Origin of the sequence: Serratia sp. PL17 (assembly GCF_017832355.1) — a bacterium.
Classification (GTDB): domain Bacteria; phylum Pseudomonadota; class Gammaproteobacteria; order Enterobacterales; family Enterobacteriaceae; genus Serratia.
On the sequence record NZ_JAFIBY010000001.1, the window covers coordinates 123,100 to 139,173 of the forward strand.

13 protein-coding genes are annotated in these 16,074 nt (G+C 57.6%); 10 read left to right on the plus strand and 3 right to left on the minus strand.

The features are described from left to right. Window positions 1–16: 16 nt before the first annotated feature. Window positions 17–214: a hypothetical protein gene (locus tag JOE25_RS00615; protein ID WP_209632289.1), complete on the minus strand. Its 198-nt coding sequence runs from the start codon at window positions 212–214 to the stop codon at window positions 17–19. A 334-nt stretch (window positions 215–548) separates the two neighbouring features. Between JOE25_RS00615 and atzF the strand changes: the two genes are divergently transcribed. The 8 genes from atzF to urtE all read left to right on the plus strand — a co-directional run bounded on the left by atzF (window position 549) and on the right by urtE (window position 12,481). Next, entirely contained in the window at window positions 549–2,417 is a 1,869-nt protein-coding gene (gene atzF / locus JOE25_RS00620) for an allophanate hydrolase (RefSeq protein ID WP_209632290.1), read from the plus strand. Window positions 2,418–2,504: 87 nt separating this feature from the next. After that, window positions 2,505–6,128, plus strand: a complete 3,624-nt coding sequence (gene uca / locus JOE25_RS00625) for an urea carboxylase (protein ID WP_209632291.1) — start codon at window positions 2,505–2,507, stop codon at window positions 6,126–6,128. A 53-nt stretch (window positions 6,129–6,181) separates the two neighbouring features. Further along, entirely contained in the window at window positions 6,182–6,877 is a 696-nt protein-coding gene (locus JOE25_RS00630; RefSeq protein WP_209632292.1) for a GntR family transcriptional regulator, read from the plus strand. A gap of 105 nt (window positions 6,878–6,982) precedes the next feature. Further along, window positions 6,983–8,251, plus strand: coding sequence for an urea ABC transporter substrate-binding protein (gene urtA, locus JOE25_RS00635; protein WP_209632293.1), 1,269 nt, complete (start codon window positions 6,983–6,985; stop codon window positions 8,249–8,251). Window positions 8,252–8,314: 63 nt separating this feature from the next. Further along, window positions 8,315–9,895 carry an urea ABC transporter permease subunit UrtB gene (gene urtB / locus JOE25_RS00640; RefSeq protein ID WP_209632294.1) on the plus strand — a complete coding sequence of 527 codons (1,581 nt, stop codon included), beginning with the start codon at window positions 8,315–8,317 and terminating at the stop codon, window positions 9,893–9,895. Continuing rightward, the gene (gene urtC, locus JOE25_RS00645; RefSeq protein ID WP_209632295.1) at window positions 9,895–10,971 is read left to right on the plus strand and encodes an urea ABC transporter permease subunit UrtC; all 1,077 of its coding nucleotides are present in this window, start codon (window positions 9,895–9,897) and stop codon (window positions 10,969–10,971) included. The genes urtB and urtC overlap by 1 nt, the downstream gene beginning before the upstream one ends. After that, window positions 10,968–11,774, plus strand: a complete 807-nt coding sequence (gene urtD / locus JOE25_RS00650; protein ID WP_209632296.1) for an urea ABC transporter ATP-binding protein UrtD — start codon at window positions 10,968–10,970, stop codon at window positions 11,772–11,774. The genes urtC and urtD overlap by 4 nt, the downstream gene beginning before the upstream one ends. An 8-nt stretch (window positions 11,775–11,782) precedes the next feature. Next, on the plus strand, window positions 11,783–12,481 hold the full coding sequence (gene urtE, locus JOE25_RS00655; RefSeq protein ID WP_209632297.1) for an urea ABC transporter ATP-binding subunit UrtE: 699 nt from the start codon (window positions 11,783–11,785) through the stop codon (window positions 12,479–12,481). A gap of 269 nt (window positions 12,482–12,750) precedes the next feature. Here the strand turns inward: urtE and JOE25_RS00660 are convergent, their stop codons facing one another. After that, on the minus strand, window positions 12,751–13,014 hold the full coding sequence (locus JOE25_RS00660; RefSeq protein WP_209632298.1) for a type II toxin-antitoxin system ParD family antitoxin: 264 nt from the start codon (window positions 13,012–13,014) through the stop codon (window positions 12,751–12,753). Window positions 13,015–13,145: 131 nt separating this feature from the next. Here JOE25_RS00660 and JOE25_RS00665 point away from each other — a divergent pair, with 131 nt between their 5' ends. Continuing rightward, complete coding sequence (locus JOE25_RS00665) at window positions 13,146–13,658, plus strand: DUF2165 family protein (protein WP_209632299.1); 513 nt, start codon at window positions 13,146–13,148, stop codon at window positions 13,656–13,658. A 158-nt stretch (window positions 13,659–13,816) separates the two neighbouring features. After that, window positions 13,817–15,529, plus strand: a complete 1,713-nt coding sequence (acpA, locus tag JOE25_RS00670) for an acid phosphatase (protein WP_209632300.1) — start codon at window positions 13,817–13,819, stop codon at window positions 15,527–15,529. Between the two features lie 3 nt (window positions 15,530–15,532). Here acpA and JOE25_RS00675 read toward each other — a convergent pair whose 3' ends face one another. Then, window positions 15,533–16,045 carry a GNAT family N-acetyltransferase gene (locus JOE25_RS00675; protein ID WP_209632301.1) on the minus strand — a complete coding sequence of 171 codons (513 nt, stop codon included), beginning with the start codon at window positions 16,043–16,045 and terminating at the stop codon, window positions 15,533–15,535. Window positions 16,046–16,074: the final 29 nt, after the last annotated feature.

Here is a 16,074-nt window from a genome sequence, read left to right on the forward strand (position 1 = left end):
TGAGAAAGGTGCCGGGCTATTTGCCCGGTGCCGTTTGGCAAAGGGTATCCCGTTGGCTTTTGGCATGATCGGGAGAAACGGCGTGATGTGACAATGAAACCGAGCCTGTTTTTTGGCCATTATCCGCTGCCGCATTCAGTTTGACGGCGCTATAGCTAAAGGTTGAAAACAGTACCAGCAGGGGAATGGCGAGAAAGAGGTTACGTATAGTCATCGGTAGCTCCTGTGAATGGGTAGCCTAATGGCGGTACCGATAATAAGCAGGGGCTGTGTAAAGCTTTCAGCGGCGGAGGTAAATCTGGTCGAAAATGATGTAATCAAGCTTGTCAGGTAACCGAGTCACAACGCGCTCAAGGGTGCGACACAACAAACACTAAAATAGAAGCGTTGCTGCACCTTTTTTGCTCGCCCGTTGTGCGTCGTTGGTGCAGGTTTTTTAATCTTTAGCCATAAGTTTCAATTATAACTTATTGGAATCAGACAATTAAAAATTGGCACGCCAGTTGCTCTGGTGAATCCCATCTTGTGTACTAGATGGAATTCAGCCAATGACCCAGTCTGTTAACCTGCGCGGTTTCACCCTTACTGAATGGCAGCATCATTATCACACCCACTCGGCTGGCGAGCGGATGGCTTGCGTGCGAGACACGTTGGCCGCATTGGTTGCGAGCCTGCCGACAGAGGATAACGCTTGGCTGTATCTTGCCGATGCGGCACAACGCGAGGCGCAATGCCAACGATTGGCGCAGCAGCTTGAAGCCGTTGCCGGCGATATCAGCCGCCTGCCGCTGTTTGGTGTGCCGTTTGCTGTCAAAGACAATATCGACGTTGGCGGCTGGCCGACGACCGCAGCCTGCCCGGAGTTCGCTTATCAGGCGGCAGCTGACGCTACCGTCGTCGCCAATCTGTGCGCAGCGGGTGCCATTGTTATCGGCAAAACCAATCTTGATCAGTTTGCTACAGGCCTGGTAGGCACCCGCTCACCGCATGGCGCGGTGGTTAACAGTTTCGATAGCCGCTATGTCAGCGGTGGCTCCAGTTCCGGGTCGGCCTCGGTGGTGGCTCGCGGTTTGCTGCCGTTCTCACTGGGTACCGACACGGCGGGTTCCGGGCGTGTGCCGGCAGGGTTCAACAATATTGTTGGCCTAAAACCCACCAAGGGATGGTTGTCGAACCGTGGCGTCGTCCCCGCGTGTCGGTTGAATGACACCGTCTCGGTATTTGCCCTGACAGTGGCGGACGCCGCGCTGGTGGCTGAACTGGCGGGGGGTTATGACCCTGCCGATGCTTACTCTTGCACTCATCCCCAGACCGCCCCGGCGGATCTTCCCGCTGCCCCCCGTTTTGCGGTGCCTGCCCAGCTTGAGTTTTTCGGCGATGTACAAGCCGAGCAGGCATTTCAACGGGCGTTGGTGCAGTTGCAACGCTGCGGTGTAACGCTGGAAAGGCTCGATTTTACGCCGTTTCGTGTCCTGGCAGAGCAGCTGTATTACGGCCCCTGGGTGGCGGAACGTACCGTCGCGGTCGAAGCCATGCTGAGCGCTAACCCGCAGGCCATCAACCCGGTGGTTCGCGGTATCGTCAATAACGGCCTGAAGTACAGCGCCTGTGATGCTTACAAAGCGGAGTATCTCCGTGCTGAATTGGCACGGCAGATCGGGCAACGGCTTGCCGCCTTCGACGCGCTAGTGGTGCCGACTTCACCGACCATCCGCACCTTAGCGGAAATGGAACAAGAACCGGTGTTGTTCAATTCGCAATTCGGGACCTACACCAATTTCACCAACCTGGCCGATCTGAGCGCACTGGCACTGCCAGCACCGATGCGTGATGACGGTTTGCCTGCGGGAATCACACTGGTCGCGCCTGCCTGGCACGACCGGGCGCTGGCAGCGTTCGGCCTGCGCTGGCAGCAGGCACAGGATCTGCCGCTTGGTGCGACAGATCGCTTGTTGTCTCCTTCTCAACCTTTGGCGTCATCGAGCCAGCATGTGCGTGTGGCGGTGGTCGGTGCGCACCTTAGCGATATGCCCCTGAATTTCCAGCTCACGCAGCGATCGGCGACCTTCGTAGAGCACACCACCACCGCACCTTGCTACCGCCTCTACGCGCTGGCCAATACTCAGCCGCCCAAACCGGGGTTGGTTAAGGCTGAGCAGGGGGCGGCCATCCGCGTCGAGCTGTGGGATATCCCGTTGGCACGCTTTGGCGAGTTCGTGGCGGAGATCCCCGCACCGCTGGGCATTGGCACGCTACTGCTGGCGGACGGACGTCGGGTAAAAGGCTTTATCTGCGAACCCTGGGCGCTGCAGGGTGCCATGGATATCACTGAATTCGGCGGTTGGCGCAACTATACCCTTCATCTTTCAAACCGTGGCGTTGTTGGCTGCGCAGACACACCCCAGTCACTTCCCTGAGTGAGCGTCTGGGGATGTCCCTGTTTGCGTCTGGCCACAGCCTGAAAGCTATTGGGTATCGCTCTTTGGTCCTATGAGGAATACATCATGTTTACTACCGTATTAATCGCCAACCGCGGTGAAATTGCCTGCCGCGCGATCCGCACCCTGAAGCGTTTGGGGGTCATCAGCGTAGCGGTATACTCCGACGCCGATCGCAATGCGCCGCACGTAACAGAAGCCGATCTGGCGGTGCCACTCGGCGGCGAAAAGGCGAGTGACAGTTACCTGTGCATCGACAAGATCCTGACGGCGGCGAGAGAAACTGGCGCGCAGGCGATCTACCCCGGCTACGGCTTTCTGTCTGAAAGCGCGGAGTTTGCCGAGGCTTGCGAAGCGGCGGGCATCGCGTTCATTGGCCCAACTGCGGCGCAAATTCGCGAGTTTGGCCTGAAACACCGGGCGCGTGAATTGGCGGCGGTGGCACAGGTGCCGATGACGCCAGGTACCGGTTTGTTGGGCAGTATTGAAGAGGCGATTAACGCCGCCAGAGATATTGGCTATCCGGTGATGCTGAAAAGCACCGCGGGAGGGGGCGGTATCGGCTTGACGCGCTGCGATGATGAAACTGCGTTGCGTGAAGCCTACGACAGTGTGAAGCGGCTGGGCGAGCAATTCTTCCGTGACTCTGGGGCGTTTATCGAACGCTTTGTCGATCAGGCACGCCATGTCGAAGTACAGATCTTTGGCGACGGCCAGGGCTGGGTGGTGGCACTTGGCGAGCGCGACTGTTCTTTGCAGCGACGCAACCAGAAGGTGGTGGAGGAAACCCCCGCACCGAACCTGCCGGCGGCGACCCGTCAGGCGTTACATCAGGCGGCGGTGGCACTGGGGGCCTCGGTCAATTACCGCAGCGCAGGCACCGTAGAGTTTATCTACGACGGTGCGCGCGACGAGTTTTATTTCCTTGAGGTGAACACCCGTTTGCAGGTGGAGCATCCCGTCACCGAGATGGTGACCGGGCTGGATCTGATTGAGTGCATGTTGCAGGTGGCAGCGGGTGACGCGCTGGATTGGGCGGCGCTGCAACGACCACCGCAGGGCGCGTCTATTGAGGTCCGTATTTATGCGGAAGATCCGCTGAAGAACTTCCAGCCTAGCCCAGGGGTTTTGACCGACGTGTATTTCCCGGCGTCTGTGCGGGTTGACGGCTGGGTGGCTACCGGCAGTGAGGTGTCAGCCTTTTACGATCCGATGATCGCCAAGTTGATTGTTCATGGGGACGATCGCCAACAGGCGCTGGAGAAAATGCGGGTAGCGCTGGATGCCACCCGGTTGCACGGCATTGCCACCAATTTGGATTACCTGCGGCAGGTGATCGCGACGGCCGAATTCCAAACCGGCAGCATGTGGACCCGAATGCTGGACAGCTTCCGCTTCCAGCCCAGCAGTATTGAAGTGTTGCAACCGGGCACCTACAGCAGCGTGCAGGATTACCCAGGACGCCTCGGTTATTGGGATATCGGCGTACCGCCATCGGGGCCGATGGACGATTTTGCCTTCCGGTTGGCGAACCGCATCGTTGGCAACCACCCCAGTGCTGCCGGGTTGGAGTTTACCCTGCAGGGCCCAACCCTACGCTTCCATTGTGACGCCACCATTGCCTTGACCGGTGCCGACTGCCCGGCAGATTTGGACGGTGAAGCCTTGCCCTATTGGCAGCCGATAACCGTTAGGGCGGGGCAAGTGTTACGGCTTGGTCGTGCTCAGCACGGATGCCGCAGTTATCTGGCGGTACGCAACGGCTTTGACGTGCCGGTGTATTTAGGGAGCCGTTCGACATTCGCACTGGGGCAGTTTGGTGGGCACGCCGGGCGCACCTTGCGCGTGGCAGATATGCTGACGGTATCTCAGCCGGCGCTGGCGGCCTCTACCACTCCGGCACCGATCGCCGCACCGCAGGCAATGGATGACAGCCTGATCCCGCAGTACGGCAACGTGTGGAACATTGGCGTGCTGTATGGTCCTCACGGCGCACCGGACTTCTTTACCCCAGAATCTATCGACAACTTCTTTGCTGCCGAATGGCAGGTGCATTACAACTCCAACCGACTGGGTGTGCGCCTGTCTGGGCCGAAACCTGACTGGGCACGGCAAGACGGCGGCGAAGCCGGGTTACACCCGTCCAACGTACACGACTGCGAATACGCTATTGGCGCGATTAACTTCACCGGCGATTTTCCAGTGATCCTGACCCGTGACGGGCCCAGCCTCGGGGGATTTGTCTGTCCGGTGACTATTGCCAAGGCTGAGTTGTGGAAGGTCGGTCAGGTGAAGCCGGGCGACCGCATCCGTTTTCATCCGATCGGTTTCAAACAGGCGCAATCACTGGAGCAGGCACAGCTCGGCAGTATCGAAGCGTTGGCCGCAGTGAAGGCCATTACTCTGGCACCGCCGGATCTGACACCGGGTATCACCGCGTCCGCCACGATTCTGGCGGCGTTACCGTCCACCGACAGCCGTCCCGCAGTGGTTTATCGTCAAGCCGGGGATGGCTACATTTTGCTGGAGTACGGTGACAACGTGCTCGATCTGGCACTGAGGCTGCGCATTCATCTGCTGATGCAGTCGCTTAAGCAGGACACGATCCCCGGCGTCGAGGAACTGTCACCCGGCGTACGATCGCTGCAAATTCGTTACGACAGCCGCACCCTTGGCCAGGCCGATTTACTCCAGCGCTTGTTGGCGCGTGAAGAGACTCTGGGTGATATCAGCCAGTTGAAGGTACCGACGCGCACGGTTTATCTGCCGATGGCGTTTGAAGATTCTGCCACGCTGGGGGCGGTGGAGCGCTATCAGCAGACGGTGCGTTCATCCGCGCCCTGGCTACCCAACAACGTCGATTTCATTCAGCGCATTAATGGGCTTGGCACCCGTGAACAGGTGCGCGACATCATCTTTGACGCCAGCTACCTGATCCTCGGGCTGGGTGACGTTTACCTCGGTGCGCCGTGCGCGGTCCCGATCGACCCGCGCCACCGCTTGCTCAGTTCCAAGTACAACCCCGCGCGTACCCATACCGCCGAGGGCACGGTCGGCATCGGCGGCATGTACATGTGCATCTATGGCATGGACTCACCGGGCGGCTATCAACTGGTTGGCCGCACGCTGCCGATCTGGAACAAATTCCTCAAAAACCCTCAGTTCAACCCTGGTGAACCCTGGCTGCTGCACTTCTTCGACCAGGTGCGCTTTTACCCGGTCAGCGAACAGCAACTGGATGAACAACGCGAGGCTTTCCGTGAAGGGCGCGCACAGATCCGCATCGAAGACAGCGTGTTTGATTTTGCCGAGTATCGCCGTTTCCTGGCGGATAACGCCGCGGATATCAGCGCCTTCCAACAGCGCCAGCAGCAGGCGTTTAACCACGAGGTGACGCGGTGGCAGGCTGAAGAAGGGGAAGCCGAGGCACAGCTGCTGCCGCCACAGGACGATGAAGAAGAGGTCGATGGGTATCTGGTAAGCGCCGATCTGAACGGCAACGTGTGGAAAATTCTGGTGGAGCCGGGCCAAACCGTGGAAGCCGGCCAGCCGCTGATTGTGGTTGAGGCAATGAAGATGGAGCTGGCGGTCACTGCGCCGCGTGCCGGCGTCATTAAGCGCATCAGTTGCCGGCAGGGACGGCCGGTGGGGCCGGGTGATGCACTGCTGTGGTTGGAGCATGCCAGCTAGCCATCTTTATTGATTGCGGGGCGTGGCACGCTGCGTCCGCAGAGAGGAATGCGATGCAAATCATTAATAGCCGCAGTAAGGCGCGACCAGAAGGGTTGGCGGAGCGCATCTATCTCCAGCTCAAGGACGATATTTTCGATTTCCACCTGCTGCCGGGGGACCGCTTTAGCGAAAACGAGGTTGCACAACGGATGGACGTCAGCCGTACGCCGGTGCGGCAGGCCCTGTTTTGGCTGGAGCGTGAGGGGTATGTCGAGGTGCATTTCCGCAGTGGTTGGCAGGTGCGGCCGTTCGATTTTGCTTACTTCGAAGAGCTGTATGACCTGCGCATTGTGCTGGAGTGTGAGGCAGTCAAACGCCTGTGCGCGAGACCTGCGGGGACAATGCCGCTGCAACTGGAGGGGCTCACCCGCTTCTGGATCGACGAGCCGCGGCTGGAAGACGGCAAGACGGTTTCGTTGCACGACGAGCAATTTCATATGGCGCTGGTGGACGCGGCGGGCAATGGCGAAATGGCGCGTATTCATCGCGACCTGACCGAGAAGATCCGCATTATCCGCCGGCTGGACTTCACCCAGACAAGCCGGGTTGAAGCGACCTACAACGAACATGCCGCCATTTTACGGGCGATCCTGCAACACCATACCGGGGAGGCGCAAATGCGGCTCACTGATCATATCGCCGTCAGCAAGGCTGAGGTACGAAAAATAACGCTGCACATGCTGCATCAGGCAAGGCTTCAGCAATAACCCCTCAGTCCTTCGTGCTGCGGCGGGTCATGCTGCAACTCGACATCAAGAGGGGGGGTTTTCTTAAAGAAGGTTGGTTTTCTAACATTCACCGGGAGTTTGAATATGAAACGTCGTCACTTTATAAAAGCGTTTGCGCTGTCTGCCACCATGGTCGGAATGGGAATGGCCTGGAGTGCACAAGCCGCCGACACCATTAAGGTCGGTATCCTGAGTTCGCTGTCCGGCACCATGGCCATTTCTGAAACGCCGCTCAAGGACGTGGCACTGATGACCATTGATGACATCAATGCCAAGGGCGGCGTTTTGGGTAAAAAACTGGAAGCGGTGGTGGTTGACCCGGCCTCCAATTGGCCGTTGTTTGCCGAAAAGGCACGTCAGTTGCTGAGCCAGGATAAGGTGGCGGCGGTGTTTGGTTGTTGGACCTCGGTGTCGCGCAAATCCGTGCTGCCGGTATTCGAAGAGCTCAATGGCCTGCTGTTCTACCCGGTGCAGTACGAAGGGGAAGAGATGTCGCCCAACGTGTTCTACACCGGTGCGGCGCCTAACCAGCAGGCGATTCCGGCGGTGGAATACCTGCTGAGTGAGGATGGCGGCTCAGCCAAACGCTTCTTCTTGTTGGGTACCGACTATGTGTATCCGCGTACCACCAATAAGATCCTGCGTGCCTTCCTGCATTCGAAAGGCATTCAAGATAAAGATATCGAAGAGGTTTATACGCCGTTCGGCTATAGCGACTACCAAACCATTGTCGCCAACATCAAGAAATTCTCTGCCGGTGGCAAAACGGCGGTGATCTCCACCATCAACGGGGACTCCAACGTCCCGTTCTACAAAGAATTGGCTAATCAGGGGATTAAGGCCACCGATGTGCCGGTGATTGCATTCTCGGTCGGGGAGGAAGAGCTGCGCGGTATCGACACCAAACCGCTGGTCGGCAACCTGGCAGCCTGGAACTACTTTGAATCAGTGGATAACCCGACCAACAAGCAATTCGTCAGCGAATGGCGTGCCTATGCCAAGGCACACAATCTGCCGAACTACGCGACCGCGGTGACCAACGATCCGATGGAAGCCACCTATGTCGGCATCCATATGTGGGCACAGGCGGTTGAGAAGGCCGGCACGACTGACGTTGACAAGGTGCGAGCCGCCATGGCCGGACAGACTTTCGCCGCGCCGTCGGGCTTTACCCTGACCATGGATGCCACCAACCACCATCTGCACAAGCCGGTGATGATCGGTGAGATCGAGGGCAACGGTCAGTTCAACGTGGTATGGCAGACCGATGCTCCGGTACGTGCCCAGCCGTGGAGCCCGTACATTCCCGGCAATGACAAAAAACCGGATTACCCCGTAAAAGGCGGTAAGTAATGCCTGGCCCCCCGTGATGGCGGGGGGCTGACTGAGCTATGCCCCATTGCGACGAGACATCTGATGAAACCTTTATCTTCAAACCCACTCAGGCATCTGTGGTTATTGCTGTGCTGCCTGCCCATGTTCGCGCAGGCGGGCCCAGCCGATGATTTTGTTGCGGCCAGCCGCACGCAGCAGGCCAAATTATTGCAGGCCTGGGCGATCGCGCCGGACGCTTCGCGCTTGCCGTTACTGCAGGCGCTGAAGCAGGAAAACGTGGTGGTCGACGAGGCTAAACATGCCTTTGCTCAGCAGGGCGATCGTTATCAGCCGTTGGACGGCTCCGCGGCCCCGACCGGTGTGCCAAAGAAAGTGTGGCTGAATAACCGCCTGCGCATTCTGATCGCCAACGCGCTGTCGGCCCACCGGTTGGTCAGTGAGGATCCTGCGCTGCGTTTGCAGGCGGCCCAGGCCTTGCAGCGTGAAGCGCAAAACGATCAGCTGCCGTTGCTGAGCCAGAGACTGGCACAGGAGAAAGACAGCCGGGTGCACGAGGCGTTAAGCATTGCGTTGGCTAATCTGCAACTTGCCGATAGCGATGCCGGGGTGCGCCTTAATGCGGTTCGGTTGCTCGGCAGTTCGGGCGATCCGGAAACCCAGACGCGGTTACAGGTAATGACTGACGCCACCCATGAGCCGGATGCCGCCGTGCGTGCCGAAGCGCTGAAAAGCCTGAGCAGCGTGAAACATCGGCTGATGTTAGGCGATCTGATCGGCCAGGCGTTTACCGGGCTGTCACTGGGGTCGATCCTGTTGCTGGCGGCGCTCGGATTGGCGATCACCTATGGCTTGCTGGGGGTGATCAACATGGCGCACGGCGAAATGCTGATGCTCGGCGCTTACTCGGCTTATCTGGTACAGGGGGCGTTTCAACAGTTCGCACCGCAGTGGCTGGCGCTGTATCCGCTGGTGGCCTTGCCGGTGGCGTTCGCTATCACCGCTGGCATAGGTATGGTGCTGGAACGCACGGTGATCCGCCATCTTTATGGTCGGCCGTTGGAAACCCTGCTGGCGACCTGGGGGATCAGCCTGGTGTTGATCCAAGGGGTGCGGGTGTTGTTTGGCGCACAGAACGTAGAGGTTGCCAACCCGGCCTGGCTGTCGGGGGGCATTCAGCTGTTGCCGAATCTGGTGCTGCCCTGGAATCGCATTGCCGTGATCCTGTTCGTGGTACTGGTGTTGGTACTCACCTGGCTATTACTGAATAAAACTCGCCTTGGCATGAACGTGCGCGCCGTGACGCAAAATCGCGCGATGGCGGCTTGCTGCGGCGTGCCCACCGGTCGTGTCGATATGTTGGCATTCGGTTTGGGTTCCGGTATCGCCGGATTGGGGGGCGTCGCACTGTCGCAGCTGGGCAATGTCGGGCCCGAGCTGGGGCAGGGTTACATCATCGACTCGTTCCTGGTGGTGGTGCTCGGTGGCGTCGGCCAACTGGCGGGTACCGTGGTGGCGGCCTTTGGTCTCGGTATCGTCAACAAAATTCTTGAACCGGAGATTGGCGCCGTGCTGGGTAAAATCCTGATCCTGGTGCTGATTATTCTGTTTATTCAAAAACGTCCTCAGGGGCTATTCGCCTTCAAAGGCAGGGTGATCGACTGATGAGCCAACCATTGACTGTAACCGGCGTGCAAAAGGCACCCCGGCTGGCGCTGGGCATCGGCGGGCTGGTATTACTGGCGCTGTTAATCATGCCGTTTCTTGCGCTACTGCCGGCGGATAATCCGCTGGCAATGTCCACCTATACCCTGACCCTGGTGGGCAAAATTCTGTGCTATGCCGTGGTGGCCGTGGCGCTTGACCTGGTGTGGGGTTATGCCGGGCTACTGTCGCTAGGGCATGGGCTGTTTTTTGCCCTCGGCGGTTATGCCATGGGCATGTACCTGATGCGTCAGGCTGCGGGCGATGGCCTGCCGGGGTTTATGGCGTTCTTATCATGGAATGAGCTGCCGTGGTTTTGGAGCGGTACGCAGTATTTCGCCTGGGCATTGTGCCTGGTCGTGCTGGTGCCTGGAGTACTCGCCTTCGTTTTTGGTTATTTCGCTTTTCGTTCAAAAATTAAAGGGGTGTATTTCTCCATCATGACCCAGGCGTTGACCTACGCCGGTATGTTGCTGTTTTTCCGTAACGAAACCGGCTTTGGCGGCAACAACGGCTTTACCGGGTTTACTACGTTATTGGGCTTTCCGATCACGGCGACCGGCACGCGGGTGGCGCTGTTTCTGACGACGGTGGTGCTGCTGGTGGCCAGTCTGGCGATCGGCTTCGCCCTGGCGCGCAGTAAGTTTGGCCGGGTATTGACGGCGGTGCGCGATGCGGAAAACCGCCTGACGTTTTGTGGTTACGATCCAAAGGGCTTCAAGCTGTTTGTCTGGACGCTGTCGGCGGTGTTGTGCGGGTTGGCCGGGGCATTGTACGTACCGCAGGTGGGGATTATCAATCCGGGCGAAATGTCGCCGACCAACTCAATCGAAGCCGCCATCTGGGTGGCGCTCGGCGGGCGCGGTACCTTGGTGGGACCCTTGCTGGGGGCCGGTATTGTCAACGGCGCCAAGAGCTGGTTCACCATGGCGATTCCCGAGTATTGGCAGTTCTTCCTTGGCCTGATGTTTATCGTCGTCACATTGTTCCTGCCCAAAGGGGTTATCGGGTTACTGCGCAGAGGTAAGTCACAATGAATTCACTGCAAATGACTGACGAACTCTTTACCCAAGCGCTACCGGCAGATAAATACCGCCAGCAAACCGACCCGGTGCTGCTGCTCGACAAGATCAACGTCAGCTTTGATGGTTTTCGTGCGCTGAGCGACCTGTCGTTGCAGATTGGCGTGGGGGAATTGCGTTGCGTGATCGGGCCTAACGGTGCGGGGAAAACTACGCTGATGGACGTGATCACCGGCAAGACCCGCCCGGACAGCGGTAAGGTATTTTATGATCAAACCGTCGATCTGACCGCGCTGGATCCGATGCAGATCGCTCAGGCAGGCATCGGTCGCAAGTTCCAAAAACCCACGGTGTTTGAGGCGCTGACGGTGTTTGAAAATCTGGAAATTGCGCAGAAAACCCAAAAGTCGGTATGGGCCTGCCTGCGTGCCAGACTGAGCAGCGAACAGCGCGATCGTATCGACGACATGCTGAAAACCCTGCGGCTGGACCACGAGCGGCACCGTCTCGCCGGGCTCTTGTCCCACGGGCAAAAGCAGTTTCTCGAGATCGGCATGTTGTTGGTACAGGAGCCGCATCTGCTGCTGCTCGACGAGCCGGCGGCGGGCATGACCGATGCGGAAACCGAGTATACCGCCGAACTGTTCCGCACGTTGGCGGGCAAGCATTCGCTGATGGTGGTGGAACACGACATGGGGTTTGTCGAAACCATTGCCGACCACGTGACGGTGCTGCATCAGGGCAGGGTCTTGGCGGAAGGTTCATTGGCGCAGGTACAGGCCGACGAGCAAGTGATCGACGTCTATTTGGGGCGCTAGGAGCAGCTATGTTGCAAGTAAACGAACTGAATCAATATTACGGCGGCAGCCACATTTTGCGTGGCCTGTCGTTTGACGCTCATGTCGGCGAAGTCACCTGCTTACTCGGGCGTAATGGCGTGGGTAAAACCACGCTGTTGAAGTGCCTGATGGGCTTGATCCCAGCCAAGAACGGCAGCATAAGCTGGCAGGGCGAGAACCTCAACGGCAAGAAGCCGCATCAACGGGTGCAGGCCGGCATCGCCTATGTCCCGCAAGGTCGGGAGATCTTTGGCCGTCTTACGGTGGAGGAAAATCTGTTGATGGGCTTAGCGCGTTTTTCTGGCGCTGAGGCGCGCAAGGTGCCGGATCACATCTATGAACTGTTTCCGGTGTTGTTGCAGATGAAAGATCGGCGCGGTGGCGATCTCTCTGGCGGGCAACAACAGCAGTTGGCGATTGGCCGCGCGTTGGCCTGTCGGCCACAGCTATTGATCCTCGATGAACCGACGGAGGGGATCCAGCCTTCGGTGATCAAAGAGATCGGCGCGGTGATAAAGCAGTTGGCGGCGCGGGGCGATATGGCGATCCTGTTGGTAGAACAGTTTTATGATTTTGCCGCCGAGCTGGCGGACCGCTATTTGGTGATGTCACGCGGCAGCATCGTACAACGTGGCACAGGCAGCGCGATGGAACATGACGGCGTACGCGGGCTGGTGGCGATCTGAACGTCGGGGTTATTCGGGTTGGGTCACGGGAATGATGCAATATCCTGATGATCCTTACCGGCTGAGCATTATCCCGGAAATAGATAACATGTTTTCCTGTCGGTAGAGCGCAGAGGTCACTCGCTATTGATTCTATGCGCCTGCCAATTTCAGGTTATCGAATACATCGTGAATATGACTTAGGTCGTCTTCGGCGGCGGCTAACCCGTACCGGGTCAAACCATACACATAAATATCTTCCATATCGGCCAATGCTTTTGGCCTGATCGTTATTTTTCTGCACATCCTTTTGCTTTGCTTCGTATTCTTTCCATGAACACATCAGGATCCCATTCCACTGCGTTCCCGCTGTTTTCACCTTCGGCGATTAAACGACGCAGCTCTTCCAGCGTTGAGGCGGCGGTACGTTCACGCAGGGTGCGTACCGATTCACGGATAACTTCGCTGGGGGTACGGTAGTCGCCGCTAGCGACCAGACCTTCAACAAAATTACGCAGCTCTTCGCCCAGGTCCACTGTTAATGTTCTGCCCATGTTTTTCCCTCCGTTATTCTCTCAATCATTGCAAGATTAGTTCTTACAATATGCACGTTAAACCTGGAGAGCCTAAACTGCGGCAATACAAGGAACTCTTGGTTTTATAACCTCAGAAATTAAGGATAATGATGAACGAAATCACTGTGTCACGCCTGTCTTGCATCCTTCTGTCACTGTTCCCGGCCCTGTGGGGCATCTTCAGCCTGCTGAATAATACTGCGGGTTTCGCCGATACGGCCCGCCATGCCGTGGGGCCGTTGCTTACCATGCAGGATACCTACCAGGTGCCCGGCCTGATGTGGCGTGCCGTCACTGCTCCCTGGGCCGGAATGCTCGGGTTGGTGTTTATCACGTTGCTCGAATCCCTGGCCGGGATAACGGCAACCTTGGGCATTGTGTTGATGGTGAAACATCTGGGCCATTCTTATGCCGCTTTCGCCAAGGGTAAAGCCTGGGCGATGCTGGGCGCGTTGTGTGCCATTGCGGTGTGGGGGATCGGTTTTATGGTGGTCGCCGGCGACTGGTTTATGGCCTGGCAGGCTAAAGACAGCCCGCTGGCGGTGCAACTGGGTGCCTTGCTGTATATGGTGCCCAATACGTTGGCGTTGATGCTGCTGATGCTGCAACGTGATGCGCGTTAACCAGCGGGGGTGATTAAAACTGCGGCGAAATGCGCGAAAGTGTTGCCAAATGCTAACCTGCCGCAGGTTGTCACATTTCGTTCATAATTCTGTCCTAGCATAATAAACCTTAAATAAATTTATAATAAATCAACAAGTTAATTTTTAAGGGGTTACACATGAGCGATAAACCGCATAACGATCTGCCGCCGTCGGCAGAAGAGCAGGAGCAGCAACCGAGCAACCCGGCGCGTCGCCGTTTTCTTGCTGGCGCCACGGCGTTAGGGGTGGGGGCTTCTATTGCGCCGCTCGCCAGAGCGGCGGCTGACGGCAACAAAAACGTGCTGTTAAACACGCTACCCACCAATGCGCAAAACGCGCTGCTGCGACGACATGTGAAAAATGTGGTGGTGATCTACGCCGAAAACCGCAGCTTCAATAATCTGTTCGCCAATTTTCCTGGGGTAGAAAAACCGTTGTCGGCGCTCAAGCCTGAAGACTACCAGCAGCGTGATCGCGATGGTCGCCTGTTGGATTCGCTGCCGCCAATTTGGAAAGGATTGGTGCCAAAAGCGCAGGAGGTTGGGCATGTTAACTACAAAATCGACGAAAATGCGGTATTTACAACGCAATTGCCGAATCAGCCGTTTGTGCTGATCGGGCCGCAGGGCGAAAACCTGCCGCACGGTGTGGTGACGCGCGACCTGTGGCATGTGTTTTATCAGAACCAGATGCAAATCAACGGGGGCAAAAACGACAAGTTTGTCGCTTGGGCCGATTCTGGCGCCTTAACCATGGGCTATTACGGAGACGGTGCATACAACCTGCGGCTGTGGACCTTGGCTCAGGAATTTACCCTGTGTGATAACTTTTTCCAGGGCGCGTTTGGCGGCTCGTTCCTTAATCATCAGTATCTGATCTGCGCTCGCCCGCCGTTTTACCCCGAAGTGCAAAACTCGGTCGCCAAAGGGGGGGTTGCCCAGCTCGAAAGTGATGATGTGACGGACCCGCGTCTGAAACCGCTGAGTGATTCACCGGTCAGCGCCTCGTTTGGTATCCCCCTGTTTGGCAAGAGCCTGCTGACGCCGGACGGTTATGCGGTCAATACCATGGCGCCGCCGTACTGGCCATCCTGGACTCAAGACGAGAAAGACCCGACGCTGGCGGATGCCACGATGCCGAACGTCATGCCACCGCAGAAACACCCCCATATTGGCGACTTGCTGAGCCAAAAAGGGATCGACTGGGCATGGTATGCCGGCGGCTGGCAGTACGCGTTGGATAACCGCAAGGATCAGGGCGATTTCCCTGGCGCACCGGATTTTCAGTATCACCATCAGCCGTTCAACTATTTTGAAAACCTGGGGCCAGCTAACCCGCAGGCTCGCGAAGCGCATCTGCGTGACGGTGGTATTGGCGATTCTGTTGCCAGCAATAAATTTTTAGCCGCGGTGGAAGCGGGTACGTTACCGCCAGTGGCGTTCTACAAGCCCCAGGGCAACCTGAATATGCACGCCGGTTATTCTGACGTGGAAGCAGGCGATCGCCATATTGCCCATATCATCAACAGCTTGCGTAATGGCCCGCAGTGGGACAACAGCGTGGTGGTGATTACCTTTGATGAGAATGGTGGCTGGTGGGATCATGTGGCACCGCCGCAGGGCGATCGCTGGGGGCCTGGATCACGTATCCCGGCATTGGTGGTCTCACCGTTTTCCCGCAAGGGGTATGTCGATCATGAGGTGTACGATACCGGATCTATCCTGCGTTTAATCAGCCGGGTGTTCGATTTGCCGTCGCTCGATGGGCTGACCGAACGCGATAAGGCGATGGCAGCGCGCAGCCAAAAACCCTTGGGGGATCTGACCGGCGCGCTGGCGTTTCCTGGCTAGTCGTTACAGCGCTTTCGACATATACCAGATGCCAATGGAACCTTGGGCGCTGGTGTAACAGGTCTCGCCGCAAATGCTCAGCCCCTGGCGTTGGTAAAAACGCTGGGCGCTGGTATTGCGCTTTAGCACTTCCAGCCAGAACGTTTCTTGCTTACGTTCTCGCGCCCGTTGCTGAACCTGTTCAAAAAAACGCTGGCCATAACCCCGCCCGGCATATTCCGGCAAGAAATAGATCTTCTGTAGCTCTGCGCCAAGGGCTTGGGTAGGGGTCAGCAGGCTGTCGAAATTCAACCGCGCATAGCCCACCAGGTTTTCGCCTTCATACCCCAGCAGCCAGCACACATCCGGATCCTGTAGCGTTTTTTCGAGGGCTTCAACCGCAAAATCCTGCGCCAGAAAAGCGTCTAACTCCTCTTTGTGGTGCCAAAGTTCGCCAAAGTGGGCCTGATAAGTGCGGATACCCACGTCGCGAACCTGTGCTAAATCACCGCTCAACGCCTGGCGGATGCTGAACATGTAGACCTCTTTTGGGGAAATGAGTAACG

Coding starts and splice junctions, on each gene's coding strand:
- JOE25_RS00630 (WP_209632292.1), top strand. CDS start 6,182: ATGCAAATCATTAATAGCCGCAGTAAGGCGCGACCAGAAGGGTTGGCG.
- JOE25_RS00615 (WP_209632289.1), bottom strand. CDS start 214: ATGACTATACGTAACCTCTTTCTCGCCATTCCCCTGCTGGTACTGTTT.
- urtC (WP_209632295.1), top strand. CDS start 9,895: ATGAGCCAACCATTGACTGTAACCGGCGTGCAAAAGGCACCCCGGCTG.
- urtE (WP_209632297.1), top strand. CDS start 11,783: ATGTTGCAAGTAAACGAACTGAATCAATATTACGGCGGCAGCCACATT.
- urtD (WP_209632296.1), top strand. CDS start 10,968: ATGAATTCACTGCAAATGACTGACGAACTCTTTACCCAAGCGCTACCG.
- JOE25_RS00660 (WP_209632298.1), bottom strand. CDS start 13,014: ATGGGCAGAACATTAACAGTGGACCTGGGCGAAGAGCTGCGTAATTTT.
- urtB (WP_209632294.1), top strand. CDS start 8,315: ATGAAACCTTTATCTTCAAACCCACTCAGGCATCTGTGGTTATTGCTG.
- atzF (WP_209632290.1), top strand. CDS start 549: ATGACCCAGTCTGTTAACCTGCGCGGTTTCACCCTTACTGAATGGCAG.
- urtA (WP_209632293.1), top strand. CDS start 6,983: ATGAAACGTCGTCACTTTATAAAAGCGTTTGCGCTGTCTGCCACCATG.
- JOE25_RS00665 (WP_209632299.1), top strand. CDS start 13,146: ATGAACGAAATCACTGTGTCACGCCTGTCTTGCATCCTTCTGTCACTG.
- JOE25_RS00675 (WP_209632301.1), bottom strand. CDS start 16,045: ATGTTCAGCATCCGCCAGGCGTTGAGCGGTGATTTAGCACAGGTTCGC.
- acpA (WP_209632300.1), top strand. CDS start 13,817: ATGAGCGATAAACCGCATAACGATCTGCCGCCGTCGGCAGAAGAGCAG.
- uca (WP_209632291.1), top strand. CDS start 2,505: ATGTTTACTACCGTATTAATCGCCAACCGCGGTGAAATTGCCTGCCGC.